This window comes from Kribbella aluminosa, assembly GCF_017876295.1.
In the GTDB taxonomy this organism is placed as follows: Bacteria; Actinomycetota; Actinomycetes; order Propionibacteriales; family Kribbellaceae; genus Kribbella; species Kribbella aluminosa.
On sequence record NZ_JAGINT010000002.1, the window covers coordinates 3,714,010 to 3,729,565 of the forward strand.

16 protein-coding genes, 1 pseudogene and 1 riboswitch are annotated in these 15,556 nt (G+C 69.7%); of the genes and pseudogenes, 2 read left to right on the forward strand and 15 right to left on the reverse strand.

Features of this window, described 5'->3' with window-relative positions; genetic code table 11:
• Positions 1-15: 15 nt before the first annotated feature.
• Together JOF29_RS38875 and JOF29_RS38880 are read left to right on the forward strand one after the other, a co-directional pair.
• A complete protein-coding gene (locus JOF29_RS38875; protein ID WP_209699305.1) occupies positions 16-1,140 on the forward strand; it encodes an ABC transporter ATP-binding protein in 1,125 nt (374 codons plus the stop codon).
• A gap of 20 nt (positions 1,141-1,160) precedes the next feature.
• Positions 1,161-2,228 (forward strand): ABC transporter ATP-binding protein, encoded by a 1,068-nt coding sequence (locus JOF29_RS38880; RefSeq protein ID WP_209699306.1) that lies wholly within the window; start codon positions 1,161-1,163, stop codon positions 2,226-2,228.
• 51 nt (positions 2,229-2,279) lie between these two features.
• Here the strand turns inward: JOF29_RS38880 and JOF29_RS38885 are convergent, their stop codons facing one another.
• The 15 genes and pseudogenes from JOF29_RS38885 to JOF29_RS38950 all read right to left on the reverse strand — a co-directional run bounded on the left by JOF29_RS38885 (position 2,280) and on the right by JOF29_RS38950 (position 15,534).
• Entirely contained in the window at positions 2,280-2,858 is a 579-nt protein-coding gene (locus tag JOF29_RS38885; RefSeq protein ID WP_209699307.1) for a hypothetical protein, read from the reverse strand.
• 156 nt (positions 2,859-3,014) lie between these two features.
• Positions 3,015-4,328 carry a sugar ABC transporter permease gene (locus JOF29_RS38890; protein WP_209699308.1) on the reverse strand — a complete coding sequence of 438 codons (1,314 nt, stop codon included), beginning with the start codon at positions 4,326-4,328 and terminating at the stop codon, positions 3,015-3,017.
• Complete coding sequence (locus tag JOF29_RS38895) at positions 4,325-5,140, reverse strand: ATP-binding cassette domain-containing protein (RefSeq protein ID WP_209699309.1); 816 nt, start codon at positions 5,138-5,140, stop codon at positions 4,325-4,327. Before JOF29_RS38895 ends, JOF29_RS38890 begins: the two co-directional genes overlap by 4 nt.
• A 139-nt stretch (positions 5,141-5,279) precedes the next feature.
• Positions 5,280-6,359, reverse strand: a complete 1,080-nt coding sequence (locus JOF29_RS38900; RefSeq protein WP_209699310.1) for an ABC transporter substrate-binding protein — start codon at positions 6,357-6,359, stop codon at positions 5,280-5,282.
• Positions 6,360-6,439: 80 nt separating this feature from the next.
• On the reverse strand, positions 6,440-7,390 hold the full coding sequence (locus tag JOF29_RS38905) for an ROK family protein (RefSeq protein WP_307863907.1): 951 nt from the start codon (positions 7,388-7,390) through the stop codon (positions 6,440-6,442).
• Positions 7,391-7,499: 109 nt separating this feature from the next.
• A pseudogene (locus JOF29_RS44170) lies at positions 7,500-7,616 on the reverse strand (hypothetical protein); the annotation flags it as partial.
• Between the two features lie 150 nt (positions 7,617-7,766).
• Entirely contained in the window at positions 7,767-8,669 is a 903-nt protein-coding gene (locus tag JOF29_RS38910) for an adenosylcobinamide-GDP ribazoletransferase (RefSeq protein ID WP_209699311.1), read from the reverse strand.
• Positions 8,666-9,226: a bifunctional adenosylcobinamide kinase/adenosylcobinamide-phosphate guanylyltransferase gene (locus JOF29_RS38915; protein ID WP_209699312.1), complete on the reverse strand. Its 561-nt coding sequence runs from the start codon at positions 9,224-9,226 to the stop codon at positions 8,666-8,668. The genes JOF29_RS38910 and JOF29_RS38915 overlap by 4 nt, the downstream gene beginning before the upstream one ends.
• Complete coding sequence (locus JOF29_RS38920; RefSeq protein WP_209699313.1) at positions 9,219-10,058, reverse strand: ECF transporter S component family protein; 840 nt, start codon at positions 10,056-10,058, stop codon at positions 9,219-9,221. The genes JOF29_RS38915 and JOF29_RS38920 overlap by 8 nt, the downstream gene beginning before the upstream one ends.
• Positions 10,055-11,665 (reverse strand): ABC transporter ATP-binding protein, encoded by a 1,611-nt coding sequence (locus JOF29_RS38925; RefSeq protein ID WP_209699314.1) that lies wholly within the window; start codon positions 11,663-11,665, stop codon positions 10,055-10,057. Before JOF29_RS38925 ends, JOF29_RS38920 begins: the two co-directional genes overlap by 4 nt.
• Positions 11,662-12,747, reverse strand: coding sequence for an energy-coupling factor transporter transmembrane component T (locus JOF29_RS38930; RefSeq protein WP_209699315.1), 1,086 nt, complete (start codon positions 12,745-12,747; stop codon positions 11,662-11,664). Before JOF29_RS38930 ends, JOF29_RS38925 begins: the two co-directional genes overlap by 4 nt.
• Complete coding sequence (locus JOF29_RS38935) at positions 12,647-13,456, reverse strand: SCO2322 family protein (protein WP_245359855.1); 810 nt, start codon at positions 13,454-13,456, stop codon at positions 12,647-12,649. Before JOF29_RS38935 ends, JOF29_RS38930 begins: the two co-directional genes overlap by 101 nt.
• A gap of 103 nt (positions 13,457-13,559) precedes the next feature.
• Positions 13,560-13,682: riboswitch (cobalamin riboswitch) on the reverse strand.
• Positions 13,682-13,891: a hypothetical protein gene (locus JOF29_RS38940; RefSeq protein ID WP_209699316.1), complete on the reverse strand. Its 210-nt coding sequence runs from the start codon at positions 13,889-13,891 to the stop codon at positions 13,682-13,684. Its footprint overlaps the riboswitch before it by 1 nt.
• The gene (locus tag JOF29_RS38945) at positions 13,888-14,898 is read right to left on the reverse strand and encodes an aldo/keto reductase family protein (RefSeq protein WP_209699317.1); all 1,011 of its coding nucleotides are present in this window, start codon (positions 14,896-14,898) and stop codon (positions 13,888-13,890) included. Before JOF29_RS38945 ends, JOF29_RS38940 begins: the two co-directional genes overlap by 4 nt.
• Before the next feature lie 39 nt (positions 14,899-14,937).
• Entirely contained in the window at positions 14,938-15,534 is a 597-nt protein-coding gene (locus JOF29_RS38950) for a DUF3043 domain-containing protein (protein WP_307864003.1), read from the reverse strand.
• Between the last annotated feature and the right edge of the window lie 22 nt (positions 15,535-15,556).

Sequence of the window (15,556 nt, forward strand, 5' to 3'; positions counted from 1 at the left end):
GACCGGAAGGACAGCATGGCCGACAGCGATGCCGCCCCTGAGGCCGCTGAGTCCGCCAAGCGTGGTCCGTCGATCGCGACCCGTGAGCGCCGCCAGGCGTTGATCAACCCGAGCGGCGAGACGCCGTACCTGGTGGTCGAGGACCTGGCCGTGAAGTTCCCGACCGCCGACGGACTGGTCAGCGCGGTGAACGGGCTGAGCTACTCGGTCCCGCTCGGCCGGACGCTGTCGATCGTCGGCGAGTCCGGTTCTGGCAAGTCGGTGTCGAGCATGGCCGTGATGGGCCTGCACGACCGCAAGCGGACCCGGATCACCGGGTCGATCCGGGTCGGCGGCGACGAGATCGTCGGCCTCAGCGAGAACGACCTGATGAAGATCCGCGGCGACGCGGTCTCGATGGTCTTCCAGGACCCGCAGTCGTCGCTGCACCCGCTGTACACGATCGGCAACCAGCTGGTCGAGGCGTACCGGGTGCACCACAAGGTCTCCAAGAGCGTCGCGAAGAAGCGCGCGCTGGAGATGCTCGACCTGGTCGGCATCCCGAACCCGGTGCGCCGGTTCGCGCAGTACCCGCACGAGTTCTCCGGCGGTATGCGGCAGCGCGCGATGATCGCGATGAGCCTGATCAACGACCCGAAGCTGGTGATCGCCGACGAGCCGACCACCGCGCTCGACGTCACCGTGCAGGCGCAGATCCTGGACCTGCTGAACAACCTGCAGAAGGAGTTCGGCTCCGCGATCGTGCTGATCACCCACGACCTGGGCGTGGTCGCCGAGATGGCCGACGACGTCCTGGTGATGTACGCCGGGCGCTGCGTCGAGTACGGCACCGCCGAGGACGTCCTGGCGAACCCGCGGATGCCCTACACCTGGGGCCTGCTCGAGTCGATCCCGACGGTGTCGGCGGCGAACGAGCGGCTGCGCCCGATCAAGGGCCTGCCGCCGAGCCTGCTGAACCTGCCGGCCGGCTGCTCGTTCAACCCGCGCTGCCCGTACACGGACCGCGTCAAGGGCGAGCTCTGTACGTCGGAACTGCCGGAACTGCTGCCGGTCGACGGCGCCGGCGCGCACACGTCCCGTTGTCACCTGCACGACAAGGTCTCGGTGTACGAGACCGAGGTCGCGCCGAGACTGGGCTGACGAGGGGATCGAGGAGAGAGATGAGCGACGCAACCCGTCCTGTCGACGCGGTCGAGAAGCCGGCCGCCAAGGGCGAGACCCTGCTGCAGGTCCGCGACCTGAAGATGCACTTCCCGATCAAGGAGGCCGCCGGCCTGGCCCGGACCAAGAAGGTCGTCCAGGCCGTCGACGGCGTCAGCTTCGAGCTGAAGGCCGGCGCCAGCCTCGGCCTGGTCGGCGAGTCCGGCTGCGGCAAGTCGACCACCGGCCGGATGATCACCCGGCTGCTGACCCCGACGGCCGGCGAGATCGTCTTCAAGGGCACCGACATCGCGAGGCTGAAGGAGCGCGACCTGCGCCCGTTCCGCCGGCAGCTGCAGATCGTCTTCCAGGACCCGTACAGCTCGCTGAACCCGCGGCAGACGGTCAGCAACATCATCAGTACGCCGCTCCGGGTGCACAACCTGGTGCCGAAGAAGAAGGAGCTCGACCGGGTCCAGGAGCTGCTGGAGCGGGTCGGCCTGAACCCGGAGCACCACAACCGGTACCCGAACGAGTTCTCCGGCGGCCAGCGGCAGCGGATCGGGATCGCCCGGGCGCTCGCCGTGGAGCCCGAGGTGATCATCGCCGACGAGCCGGTGTCCGCGCTGGACGTGTCGATCCAGGCCCAGGTGATGAACCTGCTCGAGGACCTGCGCCGCGATCTCGGGATCGCGTTCGTGTTCATCGCGCACGACCTCGGCGTGGTCCGGCACTTCTGTGACGAGGTCGCGGTGATGTACCTCGGCAAGATCGTCGAGCAGGGCTCGCGGGACCAGATCTACAACGCGCCGCAGCACCCGTACACGCAGGCGCTGCTGTCCGCGGCCCCGGACCTCGGCACGATCCGCGGCGTTCCGCCGAAGGAGCGCATCCGGCTGGTCGGCGACGTACCCTCGCCGATCGACCCGCCGAGTGGCTGCCGGTTCCGGACCCGGTGCTGGAAGGCGGAGGACATCTGCGCCACCCAGGAGCCGCTGCTGGAGATCAAGCCGTACTCCACCGAGGGCCACATGGCCGCCTGCCACTTCGCGGAGCCGAAGGTCGACCTGACCGCCGCCACCGCGTGACCCGCGGAGGAAGCCCCCGTCAACGGCGACGGGGGCTTTCTCGTGCGTGCGTTACTTGTGCGTCCAGACGTAGCCCATGAAGCCGTCCAGGTGCCAGCCGGCCTTCACGTACGCCGACGCCTGCGCGGTGCGCATCACCCGCCAGCCGATGCCGTTCTTCGACACCCGGTAGATCCTCGCGCGGTCCGCCGCGGCGGCGAGGGGGATCCGCCCGACGACACCCTCGTACACCCAGTGCCCGGACGACGTCAGCTTGTTCCGCTCGGCGGTCGAGATCGACAGCAGGTACGTCGACCCGGACTTCGTCCGCAGCCGGTACACCGGAACGGTGCCGCGGACCGCGGTGGTCGCGACGTACCCGGGGACCTGACCGGTGAACTTCCAGCCCTGCTTCTGCGCGCGCAGGAACTCGGCCTGGCTCGAGGTGTAGAAGTACCCCTTCGCGCCGGCGGTGCGCATCTCGATCAGCTGAGTCCGGTACGAGGCCGCTCTGGTCGAGGTCTGTGCCGTCTCGGCCGCTCCGGCGCTGTTCGCCACCGCGACACCACCCGCGACCAGCGCGGCGGTGGTCACGACGGCACCCGCACCGAGTGCCCGGGTACGACGGGTTCCCGGAATCTTCCACTTCATCGTTGTCAAGCCTTTCGATCCTGGTCGAATTAGATGCTTCAGGCAACTAGCCCGTTCAAAACGCTAATCCGTACCAGGGTCGTCGCGGCTTGGAAGCTGAGAAGGTTCACCGGCGGACTCCCACCTGGTCAGGGTCAGGTGAGAGCCCACCGTGGTCTAGGCCCGGCCGTGGGCCTGGCGGCTGCGGCGGCTCAGGGAGTCGATCGTGACGGCGATCAGCAGGACGCCGGCGGTCACCATGTAGCGGACGCTCGAGTCAAGGCTCAGCAGGGCGAGGCCGTTGGAGATCGACATGATCACCAGTGCGCCGAGCAGCGCGGAGTACGCCGACCCGCGGCCACCGAACAGGCTGGTGCCGCCGATGACGGCCGCCGCGATCGCGTTCAGGTTGGTGTCGCCGCCACCGCTGCTCTGGTTCACCGCGACCAGCCGCGCCGCGGCCAGCAGACCCCCGACCGCGGCGAACGTCGAGCAGGCCGCGAACACGGACAGGTAGATCATCCGTACGTTGATCCCGGCCCGCCGGGCGGCCTCCACGTTGCCGCCGACCGCGACGACAGCGCGGCCCCAGCGAGTACGCCGTACCGCGAGATCGGTCGCGACCACCAGGGCGAGGAACAGCAGGAACATCGACGAGACGCCACGGTCCCCGTTCAGGATCAGCACCGCGATCAGCAGCACGACAGCCAGCGCGGCGGCCTTGATCGCGATCATCGACATCGGCGCCGCCGAGAGCCCGGCCGCAGCCCGGGCGCTCCGGGTGCGGAGGCGGGTCAGCGCGTAGACCGCGACGACAACCACGATCAGGGCGTAGGCGATCGCGGGGGAGAGGAAGCTCCGGGTCGCGAAGCCGATCAGCGCCGAGTCGTACGGGAGGTTGAGCGAACCCTCCTTCCCGAGCACCAGCAGCTGGAGGCCGAGGAAGCCGAGCAGACCGGCCAGCGTGATCACGAAGCTCGGTACGCCGAAGCGGGTGTACAGCGCGCCGTAGAACAAGCCGATGACCAGGCCGAGGGCGATGCCGGCCACCAGCGAGAGTACGAGCGGCCAGCCCTTGTTGACGAAGGTGACGCCGAGCACGGCCCCCGACAGGCCGCTGACCGAGCCGACCGACAGGTCGATCTCGCCGAGCAGCAGGACCAGGACGATGCCGAGGGCAATCACTCCGACCGAGGTGGTCTGCAGCGTCAGGTTCACCAGGTTACGGCTCGACAGGAAGGACCCGTTCGCGATCTGGAAGACCGCCCAGATGATGATCAGGCCGATGACGACCGGGACCGAGCCCAGGTCGCCGGACCGGAGCCGGGCGGTGAAGGCGGACACGGCGCCGCTGATCCCGCTGCTCGCGATCAGCCGCTCGTCCTGGAGGTCGGCCGGCAGCTCATCGGCCCCGTTCGCCCCGTTCGACGCAGGCGATGACGGCGTACCGGCGGTGTCCTGGGGGCGGGTGCCCGATCCCTGGATGCTCATCTGGTGGGACCCTCCTCCCGGCTCCGGCGCGTGGCGCGCGCGGAGACCGCATTGTCTTCGGCGCCGGTGATCGCGGCGATGATGTCCTGCGTCCTGGTCTCGCTGACCACGAAGACGCCGTTGTTCCGGCCGAGCCGCAGAACCGCGACCCGGTCGGCGACCGCCATCACGTCGGCCATGTTGTGGCTGATCAGGATGACCGCGAGGCCGCGTTCGCGGAGCCGCTCGACCAGGTTCAGTACCTCGGCGGTCTGCGCGACGCCGAGCGCGGCGGTGGGCTCGTCGAGCATCACGACCTTCGGCCTGCCGAGCAGGCTGCGGGCGATCGCGACGGTCTGCCGCTGGCCGCCGGACAGGCTGGCGACCGGGATCCGGACCGACGGGATCTTCGCGGACAGCTGCCGGAGCAGGTCCCAGGACTGGCGTTCCATCTCGACCTCGTCGAGAGCGCCGCCCTTCTCGAGCTCGCGGCCGAGGTACAGGTTCGCGACCACGTCGAGGTTGTCGCAGAGCGCCAGGTCCTGGAAAACGGTGGCGATCCCGAGCTGCTGTGCCTCCGCCGGGCTGCCGACCCGGACCTGGCGGCCGTCGAAGACCATCGTCCCGTCGTCGGCGGTGTAGACGCCGGCGATGGTCTTCACCAGCGTGGACTTGCCGGCGCCGTTGTCGCCGACCAGCGCCAGTACTTCGCCGGCCCGGACGTCCAGCTCGATGTTCTTCAGGGCCTGGACGGCGCCGAAACGCTTGGAGATTCCCTCCAGCCGGAGCACCGTACCGGCGCCGACGTCGAGGGGAGCCGGGGTAACAGTCACGCGATCAGCCTCCTGGGCTTTCGACAGTCAGGCCATGATCCGGTGGGTTCGGGGTGCCCGAACAGTCTTCGCCGGTTACGGAACCTGAAAGACCGGCGTTGCCCCCGCACCTCACTACGGGGGCAACGCCGCGGGGCGGTCAGTTGGTGGAGAGCCCGGCGGTGGCGCAGGCCGCGGCGAACGCCGCCGTACAGATGTCCGAGATCTTGTAGATGTTGTCCTTGACCACGGTGTCCTTGATGTTCGCCTTGGTCACCGCGACCGGGTTGAGGATCGTCGACGGGACACCGCTCTTCACGGTGGTGGACTCCGGCTTGGCGCCGTTCGCCAGCGCGACGGCGCCCTTGGCGGCGGCCTCGGCCTGCGGCTTGACCGCCTTGTAGATGGTCATCGCCTGGTCGCCGGACACGATCCGCTGGATCGCGGCCAGTTCCGAGTCCTGCCCGGTGACCGGCGGCAGCGGCTTCACGCCACCGCCCTTGAGCGCCGCGATCGCGCCCCCTGCCGTGCCGTCGTTGGCGGCGTACACCCCGACCAGACCGTTCTTGATCGCGCTGAGCTGGCCTTCCATCCAGGCTTGCGCCTTGTCCGGGCTCCAGTCCGGTGTGTCGAACTCGGCGGCGACCTTGAATCCGCTGGAGTCCAGCACGCTGTGCGCGCCCTTCTTGAAGTCGGCCGCGTTCGGGTCGGTGGGGGAGCCGTTGATCATCGCGAGGTTGCCGGACGTCTTGCCGGCCGCCTTGAGGGTGTCGACCAGGGTCTGCGCCTGCAGCTTGCCGACCGCCTCGTTCTCGAACGACACGTAGTAGTTGGAGTTCTCGATGAACCGGTCGTACGCGACCACCGGGACGTTCTGCGCCTTCGCGGAGGCGGCCACCGCGGCGGCGGCCTTGCCGTCGACCGGGTCCAGGACCAGCACGTTCGCGCCCTGGGTGAGCGCGGCCTCGGCCTGCTGCTGTTGCTTGGACGCGTCCTGGTCGGCGTTGCTGTAGATCAGCTGGCACTTCGCGCAGGCTGCCTTCAGCGCCTCGGTGAACAGCGGGCGGTCGAGGGCCTCGTACCGGGTGGTCTTCGACTCGGGCAGCAGCAGCGCGATCTTCTTGGCGTCGCTCTTGCTGCCGGAGCCGCCTGAACTGCCGTTGCCGCAGGCCACCAGCGAGGCGGCCAGGGCCGACACGGCGATGCCGAGGCCGACGAGACGGAGTGCGGAGTGGGACATGTGGCGGCTCCTTGACGAGACAGGCCGGTTTGGCCTGCCCGCAGTCAAGCCGGGTCAGCCTTTGACGTCAAGACTTGAATTCAAGAAATGGAGATATTGGTGTGACTCAGCATCGACGCCCGGTGGATCGCGCCGACGATGTCGGCCTCGTCGCCGAGCTCGGCGGGCCGCAGTTCGACGGTCGCGGCGGCGCTCGGGATCGCGCACCGGTCGAGCGCCTCGCGGAGCGGGCCGAGAATGAGGTCACCGGCCTCGGCGAGCAGGCCGCCGACCACGATCGCCTCCGGGTTCAGCAGGTTCACCACCCCGGCGACCGCGACGCCGACCCGGCGGCCGGCGTCCTCGATCACCCGGCGGCAGCCCAGGTCGCCGGCCAGCGCGCGGTGCACGATGTCCTTCAGCCGCAGCGGTCCGTGGGACGCGGCCAGGCTGCTGATCAGCGCCCGGGAGCCGACGAACGTGTCCAGGCAGCCGCGGTTCCCGCACCGGCAGATCGGGCCGTTCTCGTCGATCGTGACGTGGCCGATCTCGCCCGCCGTACCGGCCGAGCCGCGGTACACCTCGCCGTCGATCACGATCCCCGCGCCGACGCCGTACGAGAACTTCAGGTAGCAGCCGTTCCGGACGCCGCGCAGCCCGCCGGCCCGGAGCTCGCCGAGGGCCGCCAGGTTGGCGGTGTTGTCGAGCGCGACCGGGGCCCGCAGGTACGCCGACATCGCGTCCGTGACGTTGACCCCGCGCCAGCCGGGGAGTACCGCGTCGGACCCGGCCTCGCCGCTGATCGCGTCGACCGGCATCGGCAGCCCGAACCCGATCGCGGAGATGTCCTCGACGCCGGAGCTGACCGTCTCGGCCAGGTCCGCGAGCAGCCGGGCGGCGCGCTCCATGCCCTCGTCGGCGACGTGGTCGGCCTGCAGCGGCATCAGTTGCTGGGCGAGGATCTCGCGGGATCCGTTCGCGACCGCGACCCGGACGTCGCGCTCGCCGAACGCGACGCCCGCCAGCAGCCCGCCGCCGGACTCGAGCGACACCAGGACCGCGCGGCGGCCGTTGCGGATGCTCCGGGACAGGCCGACCAGGCCGGCCCTGGTCGAGCTCCTTCACCATGTTCGACACGGTGGCGGCGGAGAGGCCGGAGGCGGCCGCGATCTCGACCTGGGTGAGCGGGCCGTGCTGCCGGACGACACCGAGAACGCGCGCACGGTTGGCTTCGCGCAGCGAAGCCTGCGAGCCCGGGGCTGGGCGAGTTGCGTTCATTACATAAAGATAACGGATCGCGGGGCGTACCCGGCCGCCCACCGGTCGTGAACGATGAACATCAGTCGCAACCTCGCCGTCACTACCCCACTTGATCGTTCCATCGGCGACAGTAGACCACCGCGGGGACAGCGTGGTGGAGGTGAGCGCTCACACGGTCAGGGCGAGGGCTAAGAGGGCTATTGGGACGGCTAGTTCGACGGTCGCGCCGAGTACGTCGCCGGTGGTCCCGCCGAGCTTCCGGTTCGCCAGACGGCTGCTGACGAAGCTGGTCCCGACGGTCAGCAGGACAGCTGCTACGACGCCGACCAGCTGCCAGGTGAGGGCGATGCCCGCGGTGCTGCCGGTGCCTGCGGCGTACTGCGGGGTGCTGGTTGAGGGTTGCAGCCAGGTGAGGGTGGTGGTTGCGGCGAGGACCAGGGCTGTTGCGAAGGTGGCGGTCGTCGGGCGGACGGTGGCGGCGACGACGGTGCCGAGGCCGTCGGGGCGGGCGGCGGGAACCGACGTACGGCAGGACCAGGGGAGGGTGAGGCGGCTCGCGACGGCGGCGATCAGGACCGCCTGCCAGCCGAAGCCCGCCTGCAGGCAGGCCGTCAGAGCGGCGACGTCGAGCAACAACACCCCGACGATCGCGACCACGCCGAACGGCCCGATGTCGCTCTGCTTCATGATCCGCAACATCGTCTCGCGATCCCGCCGCGACCCGAGCGCGTCGGCGAAATCCGCCAGCCCGTCCAGATGCAAACCACCCGACAACCCGGCCACCACCAGCACACCAAGCACAGCCGCCAGCAGTTCAGCCTCCGGCCGCACAAGCTGAGCCAGCGCAACCACCCCAGCCGCAATGCCGCCGACCACCAGCCCGGCCACCGGCGCGAGCAGCATCGCCCGCCCACCAACCACCCGATCCACCCGCCGCGGAACCCCGGCCGGAAGAACGGTGAGGGTGCCGAACGCCAGCCGCAAGGCATCAAGCCAACCGCCGGAGTGAGCACCGGCGAGGTCGGGCTGCGGACCACCCGGCTCCTGGTTGGGGTCGGTTGCGGGGGTCATGTGAGGGGGAGGGTGCGGCCGGCGATGGTCCAGAGGACCTGGTCGGAGGCGAGGGAGATGCTGGTGTTGAGGCGGCCCATCAGGTCCCGGAAGAGCCGGGTGCCGGGGTCGGCGGGGACAATGCCGGAGCCCACGTCGTTGCTGACGGCAACTACCCGGCGGGGCGTCGCGGACCAGGCCGTGACCAGGCCGGCGATGCGTTCCTCGAGCGTGGCCGCAGCGTTGGCTGGTTCGCCGGTCGAGCCCGACCGGGAGAGCTCGGACCAGACGCCGACAGCATCCATGGTGCGGGAGAGCCAGAGCGTGAGGCAGTCGATCAGCAGTGGCGGGCCGGGAGTCTCCAGCAGCGGGACCAGGTCGATGGTTTCGGCCAGGCCCCAGGTCGCCGGGCGGCGGGAGCGGTGTTTGGCTACCCGGTCGGCCCACTCCGCGTTCCCGGCGTCGTCCCCGCCGGTGGCGACGTACACGACGTCCGGTACGTCGGCCAGCAGCCGCTCGGCCGCGATCGACTTACCGGACCGCGCCCCGCCCAGCACCAGTGTCCGCTGCTCAGCCATCCGTCCTCCCGGGCTCGAAAACCACCGGCGCCTCGAACGCCGCCTTGCGTGCCGTACGCCGGAACGCGTTCAGGATCGGCCGTCCGAGCGCGAGCACCAGCACCGCGCACAGGATCCCGCGCGGGATGTCCCACCCCAGCGAGGTCGCGACCACGAACAGGAAGTACCGGTGCAGGTTCTCGGCCAGCGAATCACCCGGTACGAACGAGAAGTCGCTCCCGAACGTCGCGTACGGCCAGAACCACAGGTTCATGATGATGCCGTACAGCACCCCGGACACCAGCGAGTACGCCGCCAGCAACAGCAACTCCAGCCGCCCGCCGATCCGCGGCAGCAACCCGGCCAGGCACCCGACCCACGCGCACGCGAACATCTGGAACGGCATCCACGGCCCGACCCCGCCGCTGATCAACGCCCCGCCCAGCAACGACACCGCCCCGAGCACGAACCCGAACCCGGCACCGAACGCCCGCCCGGCCAGCACCAGCAGGAAGAACCCGGGCTCGAGCCCCGCCGTACCAGGGCCCAAAGCCCGCAGCGCCGCCCCGACCGCTGCGAGCATGCCGACCAGCGAGATCACCTTCGCGTCGATGCCCGACTCGGAGAGCTCCGCGAGTACGACGGCCACCAGCAACGGCAGCAGCAACACGAACAGCCACGGGGCGTCCGTGGTGTGACCGATCGCCGACGCGCCCGCCTGTGCCGTCCGGAAGAACAGCGGCCAGGCGAAGGCCAGGACACCGATGAGTGAGGCGACCAGCAACGCGACCGTGCTGCGGGGCTTCAGCCGGATGAGTCGGAGGGTCGCGGTCGGTGACTCGAACCGGCTCACGAGGCTCGATCCAGTGCTTCGGCGACCTCGCCAACGGTCAGGAACGGCAGCGGTGCAAGGATCTTCGCGACCTGCGGCGCGAAGGCCGGCGACCCGGCGATCACCTCGGCAGTCGGGCCGTCGCTGACCAGCTCGCCGTCCGCCAGCACCATCACCCGCGTCGCGACCTCGGCGACCATCTCGACGTCGTGCGTCGACAGCACCACGGCATGCCCAGCAGCGGCCAGCTCGCGCAGGATCGCCACCAGCCGCCGCTTGGCACCGTAGTCGAGTCCACGCGTCGGCTCGTCCAGCAACAGCAGGGGCGGAGCACCGCACAGTACGACGGCCAGCGCCAGGCACAACCGCTGTCCCTCGGACAGGTCGCGTGGATGGACGTCCAACGCCACGTCTGGTGTCAGCCGCTCCAGCAACGCCCAGCAACTACCTGCAGGCACCTTGAAGTCCGAGTCAGCGCTGGCGCACTCGTCAGCGACAGTAGCGGCGTACAGCAGGTCAGCCGGCTCCTGCGGGACCAGGCCGACCGCCTTGACCAGTTGCTTCGGCTTGGTACGTCGTGGGTCCGTCCCAGCGGCAACCGCCGTACCGGAGCGTGCAGGGACGATGCCGACGAGTGCATTGAGCAGCGTGGACTTGCCCGCGCCGTTGCGGCCCATGAGCGCGACGACCTCACCGGCCTTGATACTCAGCGACACCCCGCGCAAAGCGGTGACAGCCCCATAGCCAACGACGAGGTCCGTGCAGCGTGCCAGCTCGTTGCCCAGTGCCCCTGCGGGTCGTACCGGAGCAGCCGAGTCCAACTGCTTTCTCAAGGTCACAGCCGCCCGGCGGGCGTCCCGCACAGACAGGGGCAGTGGTGACCAGCCAGCCAGCCGTCCCAGCTCGACCACGGGCGGTGCGACCGGTGCGCTCACCATGCGCTCCGCGGGCAGACCGGTAGACACTGCAGCAGCCCCACCAGGTACTTCGATCACACGGTCGGCGTACTGGATCACCCGCTCCAGCCGGTGCTCGGCCATCACGACGGTGGCGCCCAGGTCGTGTACGAGCCGCTGGAGCGCAGCCAGCACCTCCTCGGCCGCCTGCGGGTCCAGCGCTGACGTGGGCTCGTCCAGCACCAGTACGGCGGGATGCGACGTGAGGGCGGCACCGATAGCTGTCCGTTGCCGCTGACCTCCCGACAACGACGTGAGTGCCCGGTCGCGTACGTCGGCCAGCCCCAGCAGGTCGAGTGTCTCCTCGACACGACGGCGCATCACGTCCGGCGCCACGCCCAGCGACTCCATGCTGTACGCCAGCTCGTCCTCGACCGTGTCGGTGACGAACCCGGCCATCGGGTCCTGCCCGACCATCCCGACCACGTCCGCAAGGTCCCGCGGCCGGTACTCGCGGGTGTCCCGCCCACCGACCAGCACCCGCCCGGCGAGCGTGCCGCCGGTGAAGTGCGGCACCAGCCCGTTGATTGCCCGCAGCAACGTGGACTTGCCGGACCCGGTGCGGCCGATCACCAGCGCCAGCTCACCCTCCGGCACCGTGAAGCTCACGTCCCGCAGGGCCGGCTGGCGCGCACCGTCGTACGTCACGGTCACCTGGTCGAACTCGATCATGCCGCGTCCTTCTTCAACGGTGGCGCAGTGAGGGCGGGCGCCAGTCCGATCAGTACGCCGACGGCTGGCAGCACCGGGACCGGTGGGACCACCAACGGCCCCGCCAGCAGCAGGCCGTCCACACCGCGGACCGCTGCGGTCACCATCGCTCCTGCAGCGACCGCACCGGCCGCCACGACCAGCCACTCGGGCAGGGCCCACGGGTCTGGCCGGTACCGCGTCCTGCTGACCCGTTGGCGCCCTACGGCCATGGCCGCGACCGCGAGGAGTACGCCGACCACGAGCGCGCCGGCTGCGAGTGGAAACGCCATGGAGTCGGTCAGCAACGCGTAGACACCGAGCAGGATCCCTAGCAGGCCCAGCAACACGCATAACGCTGTGAGCCGACGCTGACTACGAGGAGCCTGCGCCGTACGCCCGTACCCGCGGGAGTCCATCGCAGCCGCCAGCTCCACCGACCGGTCGAGGGCACCTTCCAGCACCGGCATGGCCGTCGTACGGAAGGAGGCACGCGTACGGCCGCGCAGTCGGCGTGCACTGCGGATACGGCGGCCGTCCGTCACGAGCTGCGGTGCGAAGGTCAGTGCCACGACACAGGCGACGCCCATCTCGTACAGGGCCCCCGGCAACGACTTCAGCAACCGCCGTGGACTGGCCAGGGCGTTGGCCGCTCCGACGCAGCACAGCATCACGGCCAGTTGCCCGCCGTCGTACAGAGCGGTTATCAGTGCCTCTGCCGTCACTTGACCGCCGAGCTTGACCCCGGCAGCCCAGCCAGGCAACGGGACCTGCGGCAGCGTGAACAGCACCGTGTTGCCCTGAGAGCGGGTCGACAGCAACGCCTGCAGGACCACACGGACCGCAATCACCAGCAGCCCCAGCTTGAGGAACGCAGTGAAGCTGTGCGCCCATGGTGCATCGCTGCGACGCGCAGCCACGACAAAACCGGTGACGGCGAGGATAAGAACCAGCAGAACCGGGTTACGCGTCCTGCTGGCCGCTACAGCCATGCACAGCGCCCACAACCACCAAGCCCCCGGGTGGAGTGCCCGGGGGAGCGTGAGGTGGTGGACGGCGCGCATCTACTTGGCTGCGGTACGCCGACGGTTGATGAACAGCCCGCCGCCGGCCAGGAGCACGACCACGACGATCGCGATGATGATGCCCGTCCACGGCGTACCGCTGTTGCTGCCGGAGGTCGACGCGGCAGGGGCAGGGGGCCGCCGAGCCCACGGCGGACTTGATCTCCAGCGTCACCGGGGTGTCGGTGGCCGGGACCTTGATGTTCTTCACCTGGTCCCCGCAGCCCTTCGCCGGGTACCCGCTGATACCGCAGGTGAGGCCCTTCTCGATCCGGTCGGGTCCGGCCGCGGCCAGGATCTGCGCGCCGGTCGAGGTCGTGGCGGTCACCACACAGGTCCCGGTGGCCAGGCCCGGGGTCTCACCGGAGACGGCGTCCTCCGGCGTACCAGGATCGACGACCAGGGCCACGCGCGTCTTGCCGGTCTCTGCCGGGGTCTTGCCGCAGACGGCGGCGAAGTCACCCGAGGCCCGCGGTACCCGCGGCTTGGCGCCGCCGAGGGCGAACCGCCAGCCCTCCACCGACCCGTCGGCCGGCACGACGGCGTCCGGCCCCTTCTGTGCGAAGGCCCACTGGCCGTTGCTCCACTGGTAGTAGCCCCAGAAGCGGTAGCCGTCCTCGGCCCTTGCTGAAGTTGCAACGGCCCCAGCAAGCAGGAGACCCGCCAGCAGGCTGAGGACCAGTCGTACGGTCCGGCGATGTGCAGTCATGATGAGTCCTCGGTCGGGCCGCAGCCCGGTGGAGGAGGTCCCGCCTGCACCGGCAGGGTAGGGCTCCACCCGCGGACCACGGCGGGTAGTTGAGCCTGACCGCCTGCGTCACAGTGTTCCGGCTCGCCACCGAGATCGGTGGCCTACGGTTGCGGGTCAGCGCCGGACTTCGACCGGCTTCCCTGTGACGCAGGCGTGTGGTTCGACCGAAACTCTACTCTGTGCTCATTCGGCGGACGACAAACTCATCGGCCCGTACACCTCGCGGCTGTCCTCCAGCAGGAACACCTGAGCGACGCCGCGGTCGGCCAGGTCCCGCCAGGTCTCGCCCAGCCAGCTCTCGGCGTCGCCCTGGGCCGAGAACTCCGCGCCGCCGACCTCACCCGGGTCGACCAGCGCACCGGTCGCGGTCTCGAACCGCCAGCTCCAGCTCACGAGTTCGGCCGCTTCTGCGGGGAGTTCTGCGCGGTCTTCGCCGGATCCTTCTCGACGATGTGGCCGAGCACCTCGTCGATCCGCTTCAGCAGACCCTCGTCCAGCGTCACGCCGGAGGCCTTGACGTTCTCGGTGACCTGCTCGGGCCGGGAGGCGCCGATGATCGCCGAGGCGACGTTCGGGTTCTGCAGTACCCAGGCGATCGCCAGCTGCGACAGCGACAGGCCGACCTCGGCCGCCAGCGGCTTCAGCTCCTGGACCCGGGTCAGTACGTCGTCGGTGAGGAACCGCTTGATGAAGTTCGACCCGTTCGCGTCGGTGGCCCGGGAGCCCTCGGGCGGCTGCTGACCGGGCAGGTACTTGCCGGTGAGCACCCCCTGCGCGATCGGCGAGAACACCACCTGGCTGATCCCGAGCTCCTCGGACGCCGGGACCACCTCGCCCTCGATGACCCGCCAGAGCATGCTGTACTGCGGCTGGTTCGAGACGAACGGGATCCGCAGCTCGCGGGCCAGCCGGTGGCCCTCCTGGAGCTGCTCCGCGGTCCACTCCGAGACACCGATGTACAGCGCCTTGCCCTGCCGGACGACGTCGGCGAACGCCTCCATCGTCTCCTCGAGCGGCGTCTCGGTGTCGTACCGGTGCGCCTGGTAGAGGTCGACGTAGTCGGTGCCGAGCCGCTTCAGCGAGCCGTTGACGGACTCGAGGATGTGCTTGCGGGACAGGCCGGTGTCGTTCGGCCCGCCCGGACCGGTCGGCCAGTACACCTTGGTGAAGATCTCCAGCGACTCGCGGCGCTCGCCGGCCAGCGCCTCGCCGAGCACCGACTCGGCCTTGGTGTTCGCGTAGGTGTCGGCGGTGTCGAACGTCGTGATGCCGGCCTCCAGGGCGGCCCGGACGCAGGCCTTGGCCTGCTCGTTCTCCACCTGGGAGCCGTGCGTCAGCCAGTTGCCGTACGAGATCTCGCTGACCTTGAGACCACTGTTGCCCAGATAGCGGAAGTCCATACCCCGACCCTACTTGCCCGGGGTCAGGAGGCCAGCATCTCAGTGCGGCCGTTCGCCGCGCTTCACCATCGGCTTCGGCAGCCGCCAGCGGCGCATCTGCATGGTCCGCCGGACCGCGTAGAAGCCGATGCCCTTGGTGGACTCCTTCGGGAACTTGATCCCGATCTGCTTCTTCACCCCCGCGGTGAGCAGGAGCCAGTCGCCGGCGATCAGCACGATCATGAACAGGAACAGCAGGTTCACCATCCCGGCCAGCCACGGGAACTGCGGCGAGAACACCACGCCGACCAGCGACACCACCAGCAGGATCGGCAGCGCGAACTCCATCACCGAGTACCGGGCGTCGACGTAGTCCCGGGCGAACCGCCGGATCGGGCCCTTGTCGGCGGCCGGCAGGTACCGGTCGTCGCCGGTCTGCATGGCCTGCTGCATCTTGGCCCGCTCGGTCCGCATCTTGTCCCGGCGGATGGCCGAGGCCTCCTTGCGGTTCCGCGGCTTCTTGAAGGTCGCCTTCCGGGGCCGCCTCCGCTTCCTTGCGGCTCGGCGTCGGCCGCCCCTTGCCGCCCGGCTTGCCCTGGGGGTCGGCGGGTACGGTGGTAGCTGTCTCAGACTTGGTACGACGGAACACGGGGTCAGAACCTCATTCGCAGGGCAGGAG

What these genes read in the sequence shown, in the direction of transcription:
- JOF29_RS38915 (WP_209699312.1), bottom strand. Translation starts at nt 9,226, where the DNA reads ATGGCTGAGCAGCGGACACTGGTGCTGGGCGGGGCGCGGTCCGGTAAG.
- JOF29_RS38935 (WP_245359855.1), bottom strand. Translation starts at nt 13,456, where the DNA reads ATGACTGCACATCGCCGGACCGTACGACTGGTCCTCAGCCTGCTGGCG.
- JOF29_RS38930 (WP_209699315.1), bottom strand. Translation starts at nt 12,747, where the DNA reads ATGCGCGCCGTCCACCACCTCACGCTCCCCCGGGCACTCCACCCGGGG.
- JOF29_RS38885 (WP_209699307.1), bottom strand. Translation starts at nt 2,858, where the DNA reads ATGAAGTGGAAGATTCCGGGAACCCGTCGTACCCGGGCACTCGGTGCG.
- JOF29_RS38880 (WP_209699306.1), top strand. Translation starts at nt 1,161, where the DNA reads ATGAGCGACGCAACCCGTCCTGTCGACGCGGTCGAGAAGCCGGCCGCC.
- JOF29_RS38910 (WP_209699311.1), bottom strand. Translation starts at nt 8,669, where the DNA reads ATGACCCCCGCAACCGACCCCAACCAGGAGCCGGGTGGTCCGCAGCCC.
- JOF29_RS38945 (WP_209699317.1), bottom strand. Translation starts at nt 14,898, where the DNA reads ATGGACTTCCGCTATCTGGGCAACAGTGGTCTCAAGGTCAGCGAGATC.
- JOF29_RS38900 (WP_209699310.1), bottom strand. Translation starts at nt 6,359, where the DNA reads ATGTCCCACTCCGCACTCCGTCTCGTCGGCCTCGGCATCGCCGTGTCG.
- JOF29_RS38875 (WP_209699305.1), top strand. Translation starts at nt 16, where the DNA reads ATGGCCGACAGCGATGCCGCCCCTGAGGCCGCTGAGTCCGCCAAGCGT.
- JOF29_RS38925 (WP_209699314.1), bottom strand. Translation starts at nt 11,665, where the DNA reads ATGATCGAGTTCGACCAGGTGACCGTGACGTACGACGGTGCGCGCCAG.
- JOF29_RS38890 (WP_209699308.1), bottom strand. Translation starts at nt 4,328, where the DNA reads ATGAGCATCCAGGGATCGGGCACCCGCCCCCAGGACACCGCCGGTACG.